General features: G+C 71.5%; 16 protein-coding genes and 1 riboswitch. Of the genes, 8 read left to right on the top strand and 8 right to left on the bottom strand.

Annotation, left to right across the window (positions count from 1 at the left end; all coding sequences use genetic code 11):
- Window positions 1-42 precede the first annotated feature (42 nt).
- Window positions 43-1,071: an MBL fold metallo-hydrolase gene (locus tag GWK25_RS32530; RefSeq protein ID WP_215455138.1), complete on the bottom strand. Its 1,029-nt coding sequence runs from the start codon at window positions 1,069-1,071 to the stop codon at window positions 43-45.
- A gap of 164 nt (window positions 1,072-1,235) precedes the next feature.
- On the opposite strand from GWK25_RS32530, the gene GWK25_RS32525 reads away from it, so the two are divergent.
- From GWK25_RS32525 to GWK25_RS32515, 3 genes are read left to right on the top strand one after another with little or no spacing between them, the layout of a single operon-like run.
- Window positions 1,236-2,726, top strand: a complete 1,491-nt coding sequence (locus GWK25_RS32525; RefSeq protein WP_215457761.1) for an aldehyde dehydrogenase — start codon at window positions 1,236-1,238, stop codon at window positions 2,724-2,726.
- Window positions 2,726-2,959 carry a ferredoxin gene (locus GWK25_RS32520; protein ID WP_215455137.1) on the top strand — a complete coding sequence of 78 codons (234 nt, stop codon included), beginning with the start codon at window positions 2,726-2,728 and terminating at the stop codon, window positions 2,957-2,959. The genes GWK25_RS32525 and GWK25_RS32520 overlap by 1 nt, the downstream gene beginning before the upstream one ends.
- Window positions 2,960-3,014: 55 nt before the next feature.
- Window positions 3,015-3,881 carry a tetratricopeptide repeat protein gene (locus GWK25_RS32515; RefSeq protein ID WP_215455136.1) on the top strand — a complete coding sequence of 289 codons (867 nt, stop codon included), beginning with the start codon at window positions 3,015-3,017 and terminating at the stop codon, window positions 3,879-3,881.
- A gap of 91 nt (window positions 3,882-3,972) precedes the next feature.
- A riboswitch (TPP riboswitch) is annotated at window positions 3,973-4,148 on the top strand.
- Between the two features lie 2 nt (window positions 4,149-4,150).
- Here GWK25_RS32515 and GWK25_RS32510 read toward each other — a convergent pair.
- Window positions 4,151-4,810 carry a TetR family transcriptional regulator gene (locus GWK25_RS32510; RefSeq protein WP_215455135.1) on the bottom strand — a complete coding sequence of 220 codons (660 nt, stop codon included), beginning with the start codon at window positions 4,808-4,810 and terminating at the stop codon, window positions 4,151-4,153.
- Window positions 4,811-5,027: 217 nt separating this feature from the next.
- Here GWK25_RS32510 and GWK25_RS32505 point away from each other — a divergent pair, with 217 nt between their 5' ends.
- The 3 genes from GWK25_RS32505 to GWK25_RS32495 are packed head-to-tail and all read left to right on the top strand — an operon-like array spanning window position 5,028 to window position 8,298.
- Entirely contained in the window at window positions 5,028-6,464 is a 1,437-nt protein-coding gene (locus GWK25_RS32505; RefSeq protein ID WP_215455134.1) for a glycosyltransferase family 4 protein, read from the top strand.
- On the top strand, window positions 6,458-7,234 hold the full coding sequence (locus GWK25_RS32500) for a class I SAM-dependent methyltransferase (RefSeq protein ID WP_215455133.1): 777 nt from the start codon (window positions 6,458-6,460) through the stop codon (window positions 7,232-7,234). The genes GWK25_RS32505 and GWK25_RS32500 overlap by 7 nt, the downstream gene beginning before the upstream one ends.
- Window positions 7,231-8,298: a prenyltransferase/squalene oxidase repeat-containing protein gene (locus GWK25_RS32495; protein ID WP_215455132.1), complete on the top strand. Its 1,068-nt coding sequence runs from the start codon at window positions 7,231-7,233 to the stop codon at window positions 8,296-8,298. Before GWK25_RS32500 ends, GWK25_RS32495 begins: the two co-directional genes overlap by 4 nt.
- A gap of 127 nt (window positions 8,299-8,425) precedes the next feature.
- Here the strand turns inward: GWK25_RS32495 and GWK25_RS32490 are convergent, their stop codons facing one another.
- From GWK25_RS32490 to GWK25_RS32475, 4 genes are all read right to left on the bottom strand, one after another.
- Window positions 8,426-8,713 (bottom strand): hypothetical protein, encoded by a 288-nt coding sequence (locus GWK25_RS32490; protein ID WP_215455131.1) that lies wholly within the window; start codon window positions 8,711-8,713, stop codon window positions 8,426-8,428.
- A gap of 75 nt (window positions 8,714-8,788) precedes the next feature.
- Entirely contained in the window at window positions 8,789-9,799 is a 1,011-nt protein-coding gene (locus tag GWK25_RS32485) for an LLM class F420-dependent oxidoreductase (protein ID WP_215455130.1), read from the bottom strand.
- 123 nt (window positions 9,800-9,922) lie between these two features.
- Window positions 9,923-10,753, bottom strand: coding sequence for a hypothetical protein (locus GWK25_RS32480; protein ID WP_215455129.1), 831 nt, complete (start codon window positions 10,751-10,753; stop codon window positions 9,923-9,925).
- A 392-nt stretch (window positions 10,754-11,145) separates the two neighbouring features.
- Window positions 11,146-12,138 (bottom strand): N-acetylmuramoyl-L-alanine amidase, encoded by a 993-nt coding sequence (locus GWK25_RS32475; protein ID WP_215455128.1) that lies wholly within the window; start codon window positions 12,136-12,138, stop codon window positions 11,146-11,148.
- 113 nt (window positions 12,139-12,251) lie between these two features.
- Between GWK25_RS32475 and GWK25_RS32470 the strand changes: the two genes are divergently transcribed.
- Window positions 12,252-12,965 (top strand): hypothetical protein, encoded by a 714-nt coding sequence (locus tag GWK25_RS32470; RefSeq protein ID WP_215455127.1) that lies wholly within the window; start codon window positions 12,252-12,254, stop codon window positions 12,963-12,965.
- A 292-nt stretch (window positions 12,966-13,257) separates the two neighbouring features.
- Window positions 13,258-15,483: a restriction endonuclease gene (locus tag GWK25_RS32465; protein ID WP_215455126.1), complete on the top strand. Its 2,226-nt coding sequence runs from the start codon at window positions 13,258-13,260 to the stop codon at window positions 15,481-15,483.
- Window positions 15,484-15,502: 19 nt separating this feature from the next.
- Here the strand turns inward: GWK25_RS32465 and GWK25_RS32460 are convergent, their stop codons facing one another.
- Both GWK25_RS32460 and GWK25_RS32455 read right to left on the bottom strand, forming a co-directional pair.
- On the bottom strand, window positions 15,503-16,192 hold the full coding sequence (locus tag GWK25_RS32460) for a class I SAM-dependent methyltransferase (protein WP_215455125.1): 690 nt from the start codon (window positions 16,190-16,192) through the stop codon (window positions 15,503-15,505).
- Between the two features lie 242 nt (window positions 16,193-16,434).
- Complete coding sequence (locus GWK25_RS32455; RefSeq protein ID WP_215455124.1) at window positions 16,435-17,940, bottom strand: MFS transporter; 1,506 nt, start codon at window positions 17,938-17,940, stop codon at window positions 16,435-16,437.
- Window positions 17,941-18,261: the final 321 nt, after the last annotated feature.

Genomic DNA, 18,261 nt, shown 5'->3' with positions numbered 1-18,261 from the left:
GCCGCCCGGGGAAGCCGAGTCGGCGCGGGCCTTTGTGACCCCTCACACCGCCACGTACCGCACCGGATCCGTCCCCGCCACCGCCTCCGCCCGGCCCAGCTTCACCAGCCGTCGCACATGGGCCTCCGCCTCGGAGACCGCGATGTTGCGCGAGCCGAAGGGGATCTGGGGCCAGGGGCGGTTCCACTCCATGCGTTCGGCGAGCTGCCACGCGGTGAGGGGGGTGGAGAGCAGGGTGAGCAGGTCGGTGAGGCGCGACTCGTGGTGGGCCAGCAACTCCCTCACACGCGCGGCCGCGTCGGTGAACGCGTACTGATGGGCGGGCAGGATCTCGGCGGCGCCCAGGCGGTCGACGCGTTCCAGGGAGTCGAGGTAGTCGCCGAGGGGATCGGTGACGGTGTCGTCGTCCGGGTCCTCGTAGAGGCCGATGTGCGGGCTGATCTCGGGCAGGAGGTGGTCGCCGGAGAACAGGCGCCCCTGGCCGGGGAGTTGTGCGGGGTGGGCCTCCTCCAGGTGGAGGCAGACGTGTCCGGGCGTGTGGCCCGGCGTCCAGATCGCGCGGACGCGGCGGCCGGGGAGGTCGAGGAGTTCACCGGGCACGATCTCGCGGTCGGGGAGCGCCGGGGAGAACCCGGGCAGCGCGCGCGGGCGGCGCGGGGCCCGCAGGGGCGCGAGGTGCTCCTCGGGCGCGCCCGCCGCCGTGAGCTTGTCCGTCATGTAGGAGTACCAGCGCTCCGGGCCGGTCCCGCGTGTGCGCCGGACGATCGCCGTGTCCGCCGCGTGCATCGCGATCCACGCCCCCGACGCCTCGCGCACCGCCCCCGAGAGGCCGTGGTGGTCGGGGTGGTGGTGCGTGATCACGACCCCGTGGATCTCCGCGACCGATGTGCCGCACGCGCTCAGGCCCGCCGCGAGCGTGTCCCAGGACGCCGGGTCGTCCCAGCCGGTGTCGACGAGGACGGGTCCCCGGTCGGTGTCGACGACGTACACGAGGGTGTGGCCGAGCGGGTTGTCCGGGATGGGGACCTCGATGGACCGTACGCCTCCGCCGTGATCGGTCACCTGTGTCATGGGCCCACTATAACTAGAACGAGTTCCACCAGGGATGGGCGCGTGAACGCATGAGTGTCCGCACCGCCCCGCCCGCTACATGGACTCCTTCTCCTGGAACTGGTATCAGTTCCCTATTCGAAACTGACGGTATGTCAGAGAAGTGGCTCCGGGAGGCGACGGCCATGACCGAACTCGTGGAACACGGACAGCTGTTCATCGGCGGGGAGCTGACCGACCCCCTGGGCACGGACGTCATCGAGGTGGTCTCGCCGCACACGGAGGAGGTCATCGGTCGCGTCCCGCACGCCTCGCGCGCGGACGTCGACCGCGCCGTGGCCGCCGCGCGCCACGCCTTCGACCACGGCCCCTGGCCCCGCACGACCCTCGACGAGCGGATCGAGGTGGTCACCCGGATCAAGGACGCCTTCGCCGTGCGCCACGAGGAGTTCGCCCGGATCATCAGCTCCGAGAACGGGACCCCCTTCACCTCCAGCGTGATGGTGCAGGCCCTCGCGTCGATGATGGCGTGGGACGCGGCGATCACCACGGCCCGCGACTTCACGTACGAGGAGCGGCGCGGCGGCGTGCTCGGTCAGATCCTGGTCCGGCGCGAGCCGGTCGGGGTGGTCGCGGCGGTCGTCCCCTGGAACGTGCCGCAGTTCACCGCCGCCGCCAAACTCGCCCCCGCCCTGCTCGCCGGCTGCCCGGCGATCCTCAAGGTGTCCCCCGAAACCCCCCTGGACGCCTACCTGTTGGCGGAGATCGCCGCCGAGGCCGGCCTGCCCGAGGGGGTGCTCTCCATCCTTCCCGCCGACCGGGAGGTCAGCGAGTACCTGGTAGGGCACCCGGGCGTCGACAAGGTCTCCTTCACCGGCTCCGTCGCCGCCGGCAAACGCGTCATGGAGGTCGCCGCCCGCAACCTCACCCGCGTCACCCTGGAGCTGGGCGGCAAGTCGGCGGCCGTGATCCTCCCCGACGCCGACGCGCAGACCGCCGTGAACGGCATCGCCCCCTTCGCCTGGATGATCAACGGCCAGGCGTGCGTGGCCCAGACCCGCATCCTCGTCCCGCGCGCCCGCTACGACGAGTTCGCCGAGGCCTTCGCCGCGTATGCCTCCGCGCTGAAGGTCGGCGACCCCCTGGACCCGGCCACCGAACTCGGCCCGCTCGTCGCCGCCCGCCAGCAGCGCCGCAGCCTCGACTACATCCGCATCGGCCAGGAGGAGGGTGCCAAGATCCTCACCGGCGGCGGCCGTCCGGCGGACCTGGAGCGCGGCTGGTACGTCGAACCGACCCTCTTCGGCGACGTCGACAACTCCATGCGCATCGCCCGGGAGGAGATCTTCGGTCCCGTCATCTGCCTCCTGCCCTACGGCGACGAGACCGAGGCGGTCCGTATCGCCAACGACTCCGACTACGGGCTCAGCGGCAGCGTCTGGACCGCCGACGACGAACGCGGCATCGACGTCGCCCGGCAGGTCCGCACCGGCACCTACTCCGTCAACACCTTCAGCCTCGACATGCTCGGCCCCTTCGGCGGCTACAAGAACTCCGGCCTGGGGCGCGAGTTCGGCCCGGAGGGCTACGGCGAGTACCTGGAGCACAAGATGATCCACCTGCCGCCCGGCTACGAGCCGCCCGCCGGCGTCACGGCGGGCAAGGGCGTCGGGTGATGGGCGACCGCTGGCACGTGGAGGTCGACCGGTCCCTCTGCATCGGCTCGGCCCAGTGCGTCCACCTCGCCCCCGACTCCTTCCGCCTCGACTCCGCCATGCAGTCCCACCCCGTCGAACCGGAGACCGACGCCCACGAGCGCGTCCTGAAGGCGGCGGAGGGCTGCCCGGTGGAGGCGATCTCCATCGCCCTGCTGGGGAGCGGGGAGCCGGTGTTCCCGCCCGAGGAGTAGGGGCCTACGCTCTGCCGTCGGCACACGAACGAACACACACGCGAGGCGGCAAGAAGTGCGAAAGGCCGAGGCCAAGAGGCTGATCGAGCAGGCGTACGCGGCCTGGGACGCCGAGGAGTGGCAGCGCGCCGCCGACCTCTACGAACAGGTGCTCGCCCATTTCCCGGACGAGGAGCCGAGCGCGGCGTGGTGGTACGACGCCGCGCTCGGCCACAAGTTCCTGCGCCACTGGGACAAGGCGTTCGAGCTGGGCGTCCAGGCCGCCGCCCGCGCGCCGCGCGGCGAGGGCGACCCCGCCTTCTGGAACCTGGGCATCGCGGCGACGATCCGCCGCGACTGGGCGGTCGCGCGCGACGCCTGGGCCGGTTACGGCATCGAGATCCCGCCCGGCGAGGGCGCGATCGAGGGCCGCTTCGGTCACGCCTGTGTGCGCCTGGACACCGACGGCCGGCACGAGGTGGTGTGGATCGAGCGGCTGTGCCCGACGCGCGGCCGCGTGGTGAACGTCCCCGTGACGGGCGGCCGCCGCTACGGCGAGATCGTCCTGCATGACGGTCAGCCCAACGGCGAACGCGTCGTCGACGGCTCGACCTTCCCCGTCTTCGACGAACTGCTGCTCTTCGAGGCGTCCGACCTGCCCACCCTCGAAGTGACGGTCGCGGTCGGCGAGAGCGCCGACCTGGAGGCGCTGGCCGCGCTCTTCGGCGACCACGGCTTCGGCGCGGAGACCGCCGACAGCGTCACCGTGCACTGCGCCTGCTGCAGCGAGGGCACGCTCCACAGGGAACCCACCCCGACCCGCACCGGCGCCCAGCGTTTCCGCCTCGCGGCCCCGGAGGAGGACGCCCGACGGCTGCTGGACCGCTGGGCGGGCGAGAAGGTGATCGGGCGGAGCTGGAGCGGGCTGGAGATCATGGGCTAGGGGCGGGACGAAGATCATGCTCTGCCGGGTAAAAAATCCCATATGAGGGGTTGCATTCCCGTATGAGCGTTCTATTGTAGAAATCAGCCTACGAGACGAGTGAGGGAGCCGACCGGAGTAGCCGACATGGGCGAGAGGTAGCAGATCCGCCGATGCCGACGTCGACGGTCGGGCTGAGAGGCCGGAAGGCAGCAGGACAGGGCCGGAAGGCGACCCCCAGCACCTGATCCGGGTAATACCGGCGCAGGGAACCCGTCTCGTAGGTCTTTCTATGTGCTGCCCGTTCTCGGGGCCGTCAGGTCGATCAGACGGCACACCGTCTCGATGTCGATCTTCACCTGGGCGATGGACGCGCGGCCGGAGAGCCAGGTGATGAGGGCCGAGTGCCAGGTGTGCTCGATGACGCGGACGGCGGAGAGCTGCTCGGCGGTCGGGTCGTCCAGCCCCATGGCGTCGAGGATGATCGCGGTGGTCTGGTGGGAGACCTGGTCCACCTCGGGGCTGACGCTGCGGTCGGCGAAGGTGAGGGCGCGCACCATCGCGTCGGCGAGGTGGGGCTCGCGCTGCAGGGCCCGGAAGGCCCGCATCAGGGTCTCGGCGACGCGCTCGGCGGCCGTCTCGCCGGTCGGGGGCTTCTTGCGGAGCGTGCCGTGCATGTGCTCCAGCTGGTCCTGCATGGTGGCGACCAGCAGATGGATCTTGGAGGGGAAATAGCGGTAGAGGGTCCCCAGGGCGACCTGCGAGGACTCCGCGACCTCACGCATCTGCACGGCGTCGAAGCCACCCCGGCTGGCGAGCTGGGCACTCGTGTGCAGGATGCGGCGCCGGCGTGCCTCCTGGCGCTCCGTGAGGGGCGGCGAGTCCGGTCGCGCGGTGCCGGCATCCACCTTCGCCTCCAGCTTGGTCTCCACCTTGGCTTCCGCAGGCATGGTTCTCGTTCCGTGACAGTCGTGACGGTCGGTGAGGATATGGGATCACAGAGCATGCCAGGGCGTGTGCCGTGGCGTGAATCACCTGATCCACCTCTCACAGCGGTTCTACCAGCCGGTAGATTCAGAGCCTCTTGAACGATCAACTCTGAAACTTGTTCTAGATTACCGTCTCGTCGTAATCTCACGGGAAATCGCAGTGAGAAGGGGGCCAGGAGTGACCGCTGAGGCCAGTCGGGCGGGGTCCCGACGTGACCTTGCCGCCGACGGCGGGCGACCGCTCGACATCGCGCTCCTCACCTATAAAGGGAACCCGTTCTGCGGGGGCCAGGGCGTCTACGTACGGCACCTCTCGCGCGAGCTGGCCCGGCTCGGCCACCGGGTCGAGGTGATCGGCTCCCAGCCCTACCCCGTGCTCGACGAGGACGCCGTCCCCGACGACGGACCGGGCCGGATCTCCCTCACCGAGCTGCCCAGCCTCGACCTCTACCGCCAACCCGACCCCTTCCGCACCCCGAAGCGGGACGAGTACCGCGACTGGATCGACGCCCTGGAAGTGGCGACGATGTGGACCGGCGGTTTCCCCGAGCCACTGACCTTCTCGCTCCGCGCCCGCCGCCATCTGCGCGCCCGGCGCGGCGAGTTCGACGTCGTCCACGACAACCAGACCCTCGGGTACGGGCTGCTGGGGGACGTGGGCGCCCCGCTCGTCACCACCATCCACCATCCCATCACCGTCGACCGGCAGTTGGAGCTGGACGCGGCCGAGGGCCGGCAGCGCCGGATGTCGGTGCGCCGTTGGTACGCGTTCACGCGCATGCAGAAGCGGGTCGCGCGACGGCTGCCGTCCGTGCTCACCGTCTCCGGCACCTCCCGCCAGGAGATCGTCGACCACCTCGGTGTGCGCGACGACCGGATGCACGTCGTGCACATCGGCGCCGACACCGACCTCTTCTCGCCGAATCCCGCAGTGCCGCAGGTGTCCGGCCGGATCGTCACCACCTCCAGCGCGGACGTGCCACTCAAGGGGCTCGTCTTCCTGGTGGAGGCGCTCGCCAAGGTGCGCACCGAGCACACCGCCGCCCATCTGGTCGTCGTCGGCAAGCAGCCCACGGAGGGCCCGGTCGCCCAGGCGATGGAACGGTACGGCCTCGAAGGCGCCGTCGAGTTCGTCAAGGGCATCTCCGACGCCGAACTCGTCGACCTGGTCCGCTCGGCAGAGGTCGCCTGCGTGCCCTCGCTGTACGAGGGGTTCTCGCTGCCTGCCGCCGAGGCCATGGCCACCGGTACGCCCCTGGTCGCCACCACCGGCGGGGCCATACCGGAGGTCGCCGGACCCGACGGCGAGACCTGCCTGGCGGTGCCCCCGGGCGACCCGGGTGCCCTGGCCACCGCGCTCGGCCGTCTCCTCGGCGATTCCGGCCTGCGGCAGCGGCTCGGCCACGCGGGGCGCGAGCGCGTACTGCGGCGGTTCACCTGGGCCAAGGCCGCCGAGGGCACGGTGGCCCACTACCGCGAGGCGATCGCCCGCACGACCGTCGACGCGGGCGGGACCGTCGAGACCGCCGACGCGGTCGAGACCGCCGAGACCGTCGAAGAAGCAGCAGAAACACACCGCGAAAGCGCCAACCGCGAAAGCAGGGCCACGTGCTGACCGTCGACTTCTCCCGGTTCCCGCTCGCCCCGGGGGACCGGGTCCTGGATCTCGGCTGTGGAGCGGGCCGGCACGCCTTCGAGTGCTACCGGCGGGGTGCCCAGGTCGTGGCCCTCGACCAGAACGCCGAGGAGATCCGCGAGGTCGCCAAGTGGTTTGCGGCGATGAAGGAGGCGGGCGAGGCCCCCGAGGGCGCCACCGCCACCGCGATGGAGGGTGACGCCCTCGCGCTGCCCTTCCCCGACGAGTCCTTCGACGTCGTCATCATCTCCGAGGTGATGGAGCACATCCCCGACGACAAGGGCGTTCTCGCCGAGATGGTCCGGGTGCTCAGGCCCGGCGGCCGCATAGCCGTCACCGTGCCGCGCTACGGCCCGGAGAAGGTCTGCTGGGCGCTCTCGGACGCGTACCACGAGGTCGAGGGCGGCCACATCCGCATCTACAAGGCGGACGAACTGCTGGCCAGGATCCGCGAGGCGGGCCTCGAACCGTACGGCACCCACCACGCCCACGCCCTGCACTCGCCCTACTGGTGGCTGAAGTGCGCGTTCGGCGTCGACAACGACAAGGCGCTGCCGGTGAAGGCGTACCACAAGCTGCTGGTCTGGGACATCATGAAGAAGCCGTTGGCGACGCGGGTCGCTGAGCAGGCCCTCAACCCCCTGATCGGCAAGAGCTTCGTGGCCTACGCGACCAAGCCGCACCTTCCCCGGATCGCCGGGGAAGCCGGGTCCGAAGGCGGCGCCGAGGCCGGGGCGGACACCAAGTGACGACCCCCCGGACAGAACACCTGGTCCTGCCCGGGGTCCTCACCGCGGAGGAGGCCGCCGCCACCGTGCGGGGCGTCCTCGCGGTGCAGCGCGCGGACGGCGCCATCCCGTGGTTCCGCGGACACCACCTCGACCCGTGGGACCACACCGAGGCGGCCATGGCCCTGGACGCCGCCGGTGAGCACGAGGCCGCCGAGCGCGCCTACGAGTGGCTGCGCCGCCACCAGAACGAGGACGGCTCCTGGTACGCCGCGTACGCCGACGGCGACGCCCACGACGTCACCGACCGGGGCCGCGAGACCAACTTCGTCGCCTACATCGCCGTCGGCGTCTGGCACCACTACCTGGCCACCGGCGACGACACCTTCCTCGACCGCATGTGGCCCGCCGTCTACGCGGCGATCGAGTGCGTCCTGCGGCTCCAGCAGCCCGGCGGGCAGATCGGCTGGAAGCGCGAGGACGACGGCACACCGGTGAACGACGCCCTCCTGACGGGCAGTTCGTCCATCCACCACGCGCTGCGCTGCGCCCTCGCGATCGCCGAGCAGCGCGAGGAGCCGCAGCCCGACTGGGAGTTGGCGGTGGGCGCCCTCCGGCACGCGATACGCCGGCACCCCGAGCGGTTCCTCGACAAGGACCGCTACTCGATGGACTGGTACTACCCGGTGCTCGGCGGCGCGCTCACCGGCGCCGAGGCCAAGTCCCGCATCGAGGAGGGGTGGGACCGTTTCGTCGTCCCCGGCTTCGGTGTCCGCTGTGTGGTCCCCAACCCCTGGGTGACCGGCGGCGAGTCGGCCGAACTCGCCCTGGCGCTCTGGGTGATGGGCGAGTCCGACCGCGCCCTGGAGATACTCCAGTCCATCCAGCACCTCCGCGACGCCGACTCCGGCCTGTACTGGACGGGATACGTCTTCGAGGACCGGGCGGTCTGGCCCGAGGAGCTCACCTCCTGGACCGCGGGTTCGCTGCTGCTGGCCGTGGCCGCGCTGGGGGGCGACGAGGCGACGTGCGCAGTGTTCGGAGGGGAGCGGTTGCCCTCCGGGCTGGACGCGGAGTGCTGCTGAGCCGAGGGCCTGTCGTCGGCCGGCGGCCCGGTGGGGCTTCTCGCGCAGTTCCCCGCGCCCCTGAAAGCCACGGCCCCTCAGGGGCGCGGGGAACTGCGCGACCAGCCCCCACCGGACCCGCACTCGCTCAGTGGCGGTGCATCCGATTGGCGATCGCGTGCCCCACGAACAGGTACACGACGGCCGCCAGGCCGTACCCGGCCACCACCCGGGCCCACTGCTCGTCGAACGTGAACAGGTCGTGCGACCAGCCGGCGAGCCAGCGGGCCGCGTCATGGACGAACTGCACGAAGTCGTTCGCGCCGTTCGCGCCCAGCAGGTACATCAGGATCCACAGGCCGAGGATGAACGCCATGACATCGGCGACGATCGCGATGATCCGGCCCGCCTGATTGGAACCGCTATATCGAGACATGCCTGACGGGTTGCCCGTCGGCCCCCGGCCAAACCTCGCCCGCTGCCACGAGCCCCCTCGACGCCCCCCGACCGCCTAGGAGTTGAGCTCCGCCAGCACCCGCAGCGTATGCGGATCGGGGGCCAGCACCAGCAGGTCCGTCACCGGCCCCTTGCGCCACGACTCCAGCCGTTCCGCGATCCGTTCGCGCGGCCCGACCAGCGAGATCTCGTCCGCGAAGGCGTCCGGCACGGCGAGCACGGCCTCCTCGCGCCGCCCGTCGAGGAAGAGCCGCTGGATGCGCCGGGCCTCCTCCTCGTACCCCATACGGGCCATGAGATCGGCGTGGAAGTTGCGCCGGGCGTGCCCCATCCCGCCGATGTAGAAGCCGAGCATGGCCTTCACCGGCAACAGCCCCTCGGCGACGTCGTCGCAGACCCTCGCCCGTGCCATGGGCGCGATGAGGAAGCCCTCGGGTGCGTCGGTCAGCGAGGCCTCGTAGACCTCCGTCCGTGACGGCGACCAGTACAGCGGCAGCCATCCGTCCGCGATCCGGGCCGTCTGCGCGATGTTCTTCGGCCCCTCCGCGCCGAGCAGGACGGGGAGACCGGCCCGCAGCGGGTGGGTGATGGACTTCAGCGCCTTGCCGGTGCCGGTACCGTCCGGCCCGCCGTAGGGGAGGGGGTGATAACGCCCGTCGAGCGCGACTGGCGCCTCACGCCTGAGTACTTGGCGTACGACGTCGACGTACTCCCTGGTCGCGGTGAGCGGCGAACTCGGGAACGGCCGCCCGTACCAGCCCTCGACGACCTGCGGGCCGGAGAGCCCGAGCCCCAGCATGGCCCGGCCGCCGGAGAGATGGTCCAGGGTCAGGGCGTGCATCGCGGTGGTGGTGGGCGACCGGGCGGCCATCTGCGCGACGGCCGTGCCCAGCTTGATCCTGGACGTCCGCGCCGCGATCCAGGTGAGCGGTGTGAAGGCGTCCGAGCCCCACGACTCGGCGGTCCACACCGAGTCGTACCCGAGTCGCTCGGCCTCCTGGGCGAGCGGGACATGGTCCGCCGAGGGGCCGCGCCCCCAGTAACCGAGTGCCAGACCGAGCCGCATACGCCTGCCTCCTGACGGTGCGTCAGCTGTACGGGGCGGGAGGCGACTGTACGGCAACGGCCCCCCGCCCGGAAGGGCGAGGGGCCGTCAGGCCGTCGGACGGCGAGGTGGATCGCGTAAGGGTCAGCCGCGCTGGATGCCGCTGGTGTCCTGGAGGACACCACGACGGCCGTCCTGCGTCTGGGCGACCAGGTTGGCGCCGCGCTGCTCCACCGCCAGGTACCAGGTGCCCGGCGCCAGTTCGGCGATCGTCGACTGCGAGCCGTCCTCCGCGAACAGCGGCCGGGCCACCGGCACCGCGAACCAGAACGGCGAGAAGTCATTGGCGGGCGGCTGCGGCGCCGCCGCCTGCTGCTGCGGAGCGCCACCGAACGGCGCCCCCGGACCCGGCTGCCCGGGCTGCGGCTGACCGGCACCGAAGGGACCCGGCGCACCGGCGCCCGGGTACCCGTACCCACCGGGCGGCTGCGCGCCGTACGGCTGCGGGGCGGCCGGACGCGGGGCGCCGACGAGGGCGGCCTTGAGGGCGGGGACGAGGGGGGTGGCGACGGCGCCGGCGGCCAGGAGCAGCGCGGCGATCAGACCGAGGATGAGACCGGCGCCGGACTCGGGCTCCGAGCCGCCGAAGCTGCCGAAGAACTCCTCCATCGCGCCCAGCGGGTCGATGATCGACCAGAACGAGGTCCACGCGGCGAAGATCGTCAGGGCCACCCCGAGCTGACCCAGGTCGAGGCCGACGACCTTGGGCGGCTGCGGCAGCGCACGGGCGATGACGATCAGCACCGCACCGATGATGCCGCCGACGTACATGCTCATCACCAAGCCGAGGTTGTCCCAGGCATTGGGGATGTCGTCGCCGGAGCCGTCGAACGTGTCGAGGAACGACGCGATGAACAGCAATACCGCTGCTCCGATCACGACGCCGTCGCCTCTGGTGAGGGAGCGGATATTCACTTCAGGTCCTTCGTCAGTCGTCTCGTCATCGGTGGAGGCGTCGCCGACACCATGTCGCCGTCAGGCCGTGGTGGGAAGCGCGGGGGTGGCCCCTCATCGTAGGGACGACCTTATCGTCCGACCGACGTGGGTGTCCGCCGGGATGACCGCGACGATCACGACCCGCCCCTACCCGCGCAGAAAACTCACGTTTTCCTCAGAGGTTCCCCCGCGTGCTTCCTGACCGCCGGGCACCGCTGGTCAGCGGCGCCCCGTCATGGATATCGCGTATCCCCGCGCACTCGATGAACTCGGAGGGAACCGTTGACAGATTGAGACCGCGCGCACGTCATTCCGTGGTACTTCCGCTCGGCGGCCGCAGTCCCATCTGTTTTCCCGAAAAGGAAAGTTGTTCAATTTTTCAGGAAGCTCGCGATGCCGTCCGAGATTCCCCGGGCCGCCTTCTGTCGCCAGGCGCCGCTGGTGAGCAGGGACGCGTCCTTGCTGTCGCGCATGTTGCCGCACTCGATGAACACCTTCGGGACCGTGGAGAGGTTGAGGCCGCCGAGGTCGGTGCGGGTGACGAGGCCGGTGCCGTCGCCGACGTAGTTGGAGGGGGCGCTGCCGGTGGCGCGGACGAAGTAGCCCGCGATGCGCTCGCCGAGGTCACGGGACGGGGCGACGATGGGCCGGGTGTCCGCGGCGCCCTCGTCCACCGAGCCCGGCAGGATGACGTGGAAGCCGCGGTTTCCGGACCCGGAGCCGTCCGCGTGGATCGACACCACCGCGTCCGCCTTCGCCTCGTTGCCGATCCGCGCCCGCTCGTCGATGCACGGGCCCCAGGGCCGGTCGTCGTCCTGCGTGAACTTCACCGTGGCGCCCTGCTGCTGGAGGAGCGTGCGCAGCCGACGGGAGACGTCCAGCGTGAACTCGGCCTCCAGGTAACCGTCGTTGGTGGTGGTGCCCGTCGTGTCGCACTCCTTCGCGTGCGTCCCGATGTTCACCTTGCGGTTGATCTCGGCCGTGTGCTGGAAGTTGCCGGGGTTGTGCCCCGGGTCGATGACGACGACCTTGCCCTTCAGGGGTCCCGTCGCGGCCGGCGCGGATGCGGAACCGGAGGGGCTCGCCTTCTCGGCGTCGCTGCCCTCCTTGCCCCCGTCACCGTTGCCGGCGTCGGCGGATGCGGTGGGATCGCCGCTCGCCGGGGGAGTGGCGGCCGACCGAGTCCGCGGCACCTTCGCGCTGTCCGACCCGCCGTCCCCGCCACCGGAACCCCCGGTGACCTGCCAGACCCCCCACCCGGCCACCGCCCCGACCACGACCGCGGCCACCGCCACGGTCAGCGGACGGCGAAGGGGGGAACGGCGGGGCTGGGGCGGATCGAAGTCCGGGCCTACGTACGACACGCCTGCCACCTTACGGGTCGGGCGGCGCACGGGCGGGCCACCCCTGGCGGCATCACGCCGGGCCCGGCGGCGTCGGCTGGACCCGTCGGCCGTCGGCAGGTCAGAGTACGGGGATGATCGAGGTGGTGATCGCGGTCCTCGGGGCCGTGGTGGGGGCGTCGGCGCTCGTCGTGAGTATCGCCGGGCACCGTCACAACGTCCGTCAGGCCGCCCGGCTGGCCGATCGGGAACGCCGTATCGAGGACCGCGAACGCGAGGCGGACCAGCGGGAGAAGCTGATCCAGTCGTCGCTGCTGCACGTCACCATGGGCAGCAGCCGCTCGGTGCTCGCGGACGGGTACGCGCGGTGGCACCTCGAAGCGGTCAACACCAGCAACCAGCCGCTCGTCCAGGTCACCGTCCACTACGACGGCGAACGCCTCGACGGCCGGGAGATCCTTCCGGCCGGCGGCCGGCTCACCGTCGGCCTCCCGATGACCTCGGCCACCGGTTCACCACCCTCGCCCCTGCTCTGCTCCGTCGAGTTCACCGATTCCTCCGGCAACCGCTGGCGCCGTCTGGCCACCGGCCGGCTCCAGCCATGGGGGACCGGCACCGGCACCGGCGACGGGACGGACTGGCAGCCGCCCGTGGCACCGATCGTCGGCCCCCTGCCGGCCCCTCTGATCAGCGGCAGCCCCGCCGGCCGCGCCCGTGCGCCGCGCCAGGAGACCTCGCCGACCGCGCCGCCCCGCCCCCTCCCCACCCGGGCCTACCGCGCGGCGGTCGCCGCGGTGGTGGTCGTCGTGGCGGCCGCCGTCTATCTGCTGGTCCGGTACATGGGTTAGGCGGGCGGGAAACCTCTCGCGGGCAGTCCTACGTGCAGTCCTACGTGCAGTCCCACGGCAGTCGCACGGGCAGTCCCAACGGGCGGGGTCCCGCGGGCAGTCCCACGGGCAGTCCCAACGGGCGGGGTCCCGCGGGCAGGGCCCACGACCGACGTGCGGCTGACCAGCGGCAGCGACAGCGGTAGCGGTAGGCGGACGGGCCGTCGCGGGATAAAGTCGTGCGGTTACGTCTGGTTGTGGGGGCGGGGCCTGCTCGTGCGGTCGGGGGCCCCGGTGGGAGGGCCTGTAGCGCATGAGTCGTCGCTCCAACGGGTTGGCCGGTATCTGGGCCGAGGCACAACGCCAGCAGCAGCGTCAGTCGGAGGAGCGGGCCCGGCAGCAGCGCGAGTACGAGCGGCAACAACGCGCGTACCAGCGGGAGGTGGCCCGCAGCCAGCGCGAGCAGCAGATGGCGTACCGGCAGCAGCGCGAGGCGGAGGCGCGGCGGCGTACGGAGGAACTGGACACGTGGGTACGGTCGTTGGAAGGGCTGTTGGTCGCGGGCTGCCGGGCACCGGCGTTCAGGGCCGCCTCCCTCACCCGTTCCGAACGTCTGGAGCCGTTCTCCCCGGGGCCGCTCGGGCAGCCCGTCCCCATGCCGGACCCCAACCACTACCAGGCGCAAGGCGGTTGGTCCGCCCAGCGGCGCGCCCAGGCGCAGGCCGAGGCACGCGCCCGTTTCGAGCACGATTGGCACGCGGCCCAGGCCGCCGAGGCCCAGAGGCGGCACCAACTGGCCCAGTACCAGCGGCAGTACGAGCAGTGGGCGGAAGGACAGCGGACGGAGATCCGGCGGCACAACGCCGGGCTCGCCCAGATGGCGAGCGCACTGCGCGACGGTGACCCGGAAGCCGCCGTCGACTACTTCTCCGCCGCCCTCTACGCCTCGTCCGCCTGGCCCGAGGGCTTCCCCCGAGGCGTCCGCGCCGCCTACGACCCGGCGGCACGGCAACTGGTTCTGGACTGGGAACTGCCCAGGTACGACGTCGTCCCCGAGACGAAGAGCGTCGTCTACATGCCGAGCGTCGACCAGGACAAGGAGCGTCCGCGCCCGGTCACCCAGCGCCGGTCCCTCTACCGTGACGTCCTCGCCCAGTGCACCCTCCTGGTGCTCCACGAACTGTTCGCCGCCGACGAGTTCGGTGCGCTGGAGTCGGTCGTCCTGAACGGGTTCGTGGACGACCACGACCCGGCGACCGGGCGCCGCGCCGAGCTCTTCCTGGTGACCGTCACGGTGCCCCGGCCGGTCTTCGCCGCCCTGCACCTGGAACAGGTGAGCGCCGTCGACTGTCTGACGGACGGCCTTCGGGGACAGCTGTCCGCGCGACCGGACCAGCGCACCGCCGTGCGCCCCGGACGCCGGCCCGACGACGTGGGCGACGGCGTGGTCGTCCACGGCGGCGAGGACGAGCCGGACCTCCTGGAGATGGACCCCCTCGCCTTCGAGGCACTGGTCGCGGAGCTGTTCCGGGCCATGGGAATGCAGGCCGTCACCACCCAGCGCTCGGGCGACGGCGGGGTGGACGTCGACGCCCTGGACCCGACCCCGATCCGCGGCGGCAAGATCGTCGTCCAGGTCAAGCGCTACCGCAACACCGTCCCGCCGAGTGCCGTCCGCGACCTCTACGGCACGGTCCAGGACGCCGGCGCCAACAAGGGCGTCCTGGTGACGACGTCCAAGTTCGGCCCCGGCTCCCACACCTTCGCCAACGGCAAGCCGCTGGAGCTGATCTCGGGCCGCGAACTCGTCGACCTGCTGCACCGGCACGGGCTGCGGGGGCGCCTGGGCCCCGGTGAGCGCCCCGCTCCGGTGTCGTCGACCGATGCCACGGTGGTGATGCCCTCGGCCGACCCCACCGTGATGATGCCCTCGGCCGATGCCACGGTGGTGATGCCGACGGCCGATCCGACGGTGGTGCTGCCCACGGCCGACCCCAGGCTGCCCGCCCAGCGGACCTCGCCGGACGCGGGCCCCGCCCCGGACGCTCCGCCCGGGGACCACAGCGTGCTCGGCATGTACTGGACGGGCGGCGTAGCCCTGGACGTCTGCGCGCTCGTCTGCCACGGCAACCGCGTCCTGAGCGACGACCACTTCGTCTTCTACAACAACCTCCGCACCCCCGACGGCACGGTCCGCACCGTCCCGCCGACCGCCCCCGACAAGGCCGCGATCCAGGTCTCCTTCGACGCGCTGCCCGCGACGGCCGACCGTCTGGTCCTGGTCGCCGCCATCGACCCGGTCGCGAACCCCGACGCCGACCTCTCCGGCTTCACCGACGCCGGCATCCGCCTCCTGGACCCCTCCCGCGCCGAACAGGGCCGCCTGGAAGTCTCCGACGGCCGCGCCGCCGAAACGGCCCTGACCCTGGGCTCCTTCCGCCGCCGCGCCAACGGCGACTGGGACTTCGTCGTGGGCGGCAAGGGGTACGGGGGCGGTCTGGAGGAACTGGTGCAGGACTACGGCATAGAGGTGGCCTAGCCGGGCCGCGCACAGTGGCTCAGATGCCGGTGCCCGTCCGGCGCAGCACCCGCAGGGAGTCCGTGGCCGAGACCTCGGTGAAGGCGCCGGAGGCCAGGGCGCGCAGGTAGACGCGGTACGGGGCCTGGCCGGTGAACTCGTCCTCGGGGTCGGGGAAGACGTCGTGGATGACGAGGAGGCCGCCCGGAGCGATGTGCGGGGCCCATCCCTCGTAGTCGGCGTTGGCGTGCTCGTCGGTGTGGCCGCCGTCGATGAACACGAAGCCCAGGGGGGTGCCCCAGAACGCGGCGACCTGCGGGGAACGGCCGACGACCGCGACGACGTGGTCCTCCAGGCCCGCGCGGTGGAGGGTGCGGCGGAAGGTGGGGAGCGTGTCCATGCGGCCCACCTCGGGGTCGACGGTGGACTCGTCGTGGTACTCCCAGCCCGGCTGCTGCTCCTCACTGCCCCGGTGGTGGTCGACCGTGATGGCGGTGACCCCGGCCTCGCGTGCGGCGTCGGCCAGCAGGATCGTGGACCGGCCGCAGTACGTCCCCACCTCCAGCAGCGGCAGCCCCAGCCGGCCCGCCTCGACGGCCGCGGCATACAGCGCGAGCCCTTCCGCCACCGGCATGAACCCCTTGGCCCCCTCGAAGGAACGGACGACCTCCGGTTTGGGCGCCGGTGGGGCGGGGGTCGGATGGGGATGCGGATGCGGGGCCGCCGACATGAATTCTCCGTGTGGTCGTACGAGCGGGGGCGCCCCATGCTGCCATGCGGGGCCCTCCGGGTGAGGCCGGGCTTTCGGCTGCGGGCCCGGTGGGCTTCTCGCGCAGTTCCCCGCGCCCCTGAAAAGCAGGGGCTGCGCCCCGTGCTTTTCAGGCCCGCAGGGGCCTGGTCTTTCAGGGGCGCGGGGAACTGCGCGACCAGCCCCCACCGGACCCGCGGCCGAATGCCCGGTCTCCTGGATGCCTATCGGGAGGCGACCACCACCCGGCCCTCCCCGGCGACCACGTCGCCCGCTCCGGTCTCGCCGACCTCCCCGCTCGCCCGAAGCGTCACCTCAGGACGGCGGCCCGGAAGGAACAGCGCCAGCACCAGCCCGACCGCGACCGCGGCCGTGGCGATGAGGAACGACACGCGGAAGCCGTGCATCGTGGGGATCTCGACCCCACCCACCTCGTTCGCGGTGTTCGCCAGCACCATGCCGATGACGGCGCTCGACACGGACGTACCGATGGAGCGCATGAGCGTGTTGAGACCGTTGGCCGCCCCCGTCTCGGACGGGTCGACCGCGCCGACGATCAGCGCCGGGAGCGAGGAGTAGGCGAGCCCGATGCCCGCGCCCAGCACCACCGACACCACCACGGTCTGCCACGCGGCGCTCATCAGGCCGAGCCCGGCTCCGTAGCCGACCGCGATGATCAGCAGACCCAGGATGAGGGTGCTCTTGGGTCCGTACTTGGCGGAGATCCGGGCGTAGAGCGGCGTCGTGAACAACATCGTCAGACCGAGCGGGGCCACGCACAGGCCCGCGACGATCATCGACTGCCCGAGCCCGTAACCGGTGGCGGAGGGCAGCTGGAGGAGCTGCGGCAGGACCAGGGAGACGACGAAGAAGGAGACGCCGACCATGATCGAGGCGAGGTTGGTGAGCAGGACCTCACGGCGGACGGTGGTCCGCAGATCCACCAGGGGCGCGGCGACACGCAGCTCCAGAACGCCCCAGAGCAGCAGGACCACGGCCGACGCGGCGAACATCCCGAGCGTCGTCGCGGAGGTCCAGCCCCAGTCGCTGCCCTTGGTGATCGGCAGGAGGAAGAGGACGAGACCGAGGGAGAGGCCGAGGGCGCCGAGATGGTCGAAGGTGCCTGCCGCGCGCGTCCTGGTCTCCGGTACGGCGATCAGGGTGAGGACGATGGAGAGCAGACCGAGGCCGGCGGCGCCGAAGAAGAGGATGTGCCAGTCGGTGTTCTGGGCGACCGCGGCGGCCAGCGGCAGCGCGAGTCCGCCGCCCACACCTATGGACGAGCTCATCAGGGCCATGGCGGAGCCGAGGCGTTCGCGGGGGAGCTCGTCACGCATCAGCCCGATGCCCAGCGGGATCGCGCCCATGGCTACACCCTGCAAGGTACGGCCGACGATCATCGGCACGAGCGCACTGGTGAAACCGCTGATCAGCGCCCCGACCACCATCACGGCCAGGCTGGCGATCAGCAGCCGGCGCTTGCCGTAGAGGTCGCCGAGACGGCCCATGATCGGCGTGGCCACGGCACCGGAGAGCAGCGTCGAGGTCAGGACCCAGGTCGCGTTGCTGGGAGAGGTGTCCAGCAGCTGCGGGAGATCCTTGATCACCGGCACCAGCAGGGTCTGCATCACCGCGACCACGATTCCCGCGAAGGCCAGCACCGGGACGATCGCTCGCCCGGAGTGTGGGGTGCGGGCCTCGGGGGTCGGCGGGGTGTGCGGCTGTGTCATGGAGCGGGGCCTCCTGGCCGGGGCGAGGGTGTGTGCCACCTGAACCTCGTGTGCCTGGGCAACTATTCCGTTGTTTCGAGTGACTAACGAAAGCTTGACTTGTTCATGGGAAAGTGACGCGCCGTCAGTGGGCGGCCGCCCCGGTGAGCCGCCGCCCCTCCCTCCCCGAAGTCCTGATCTGACGTACTGTCAGGAGCCTTCACATGTGCACGAGGCTGGGCTATACAGAGGGTCGCCGGACTGGAACGCGTTCTAGGTGGGCGGGTTCCGGGTCGGCCGTGACGACCTCGGTGCGGCCGCTGGTGCGGACGGTCGTACCGA

Source organism: Streptomyces sp. ATCC 21386 (assembly GCF_018728545.1).
Taxonomy (GTDB): Bacteria; Actinomycetota; Actinomycetes; order Streptomycetales; family Streptomycetaceae; genus Streptomyces.
The sequence above is the reverse complement of the archived record's forward strand: the minus strand, read 5'-3'. Positions and strand labels throughout refer to the sequence as shown.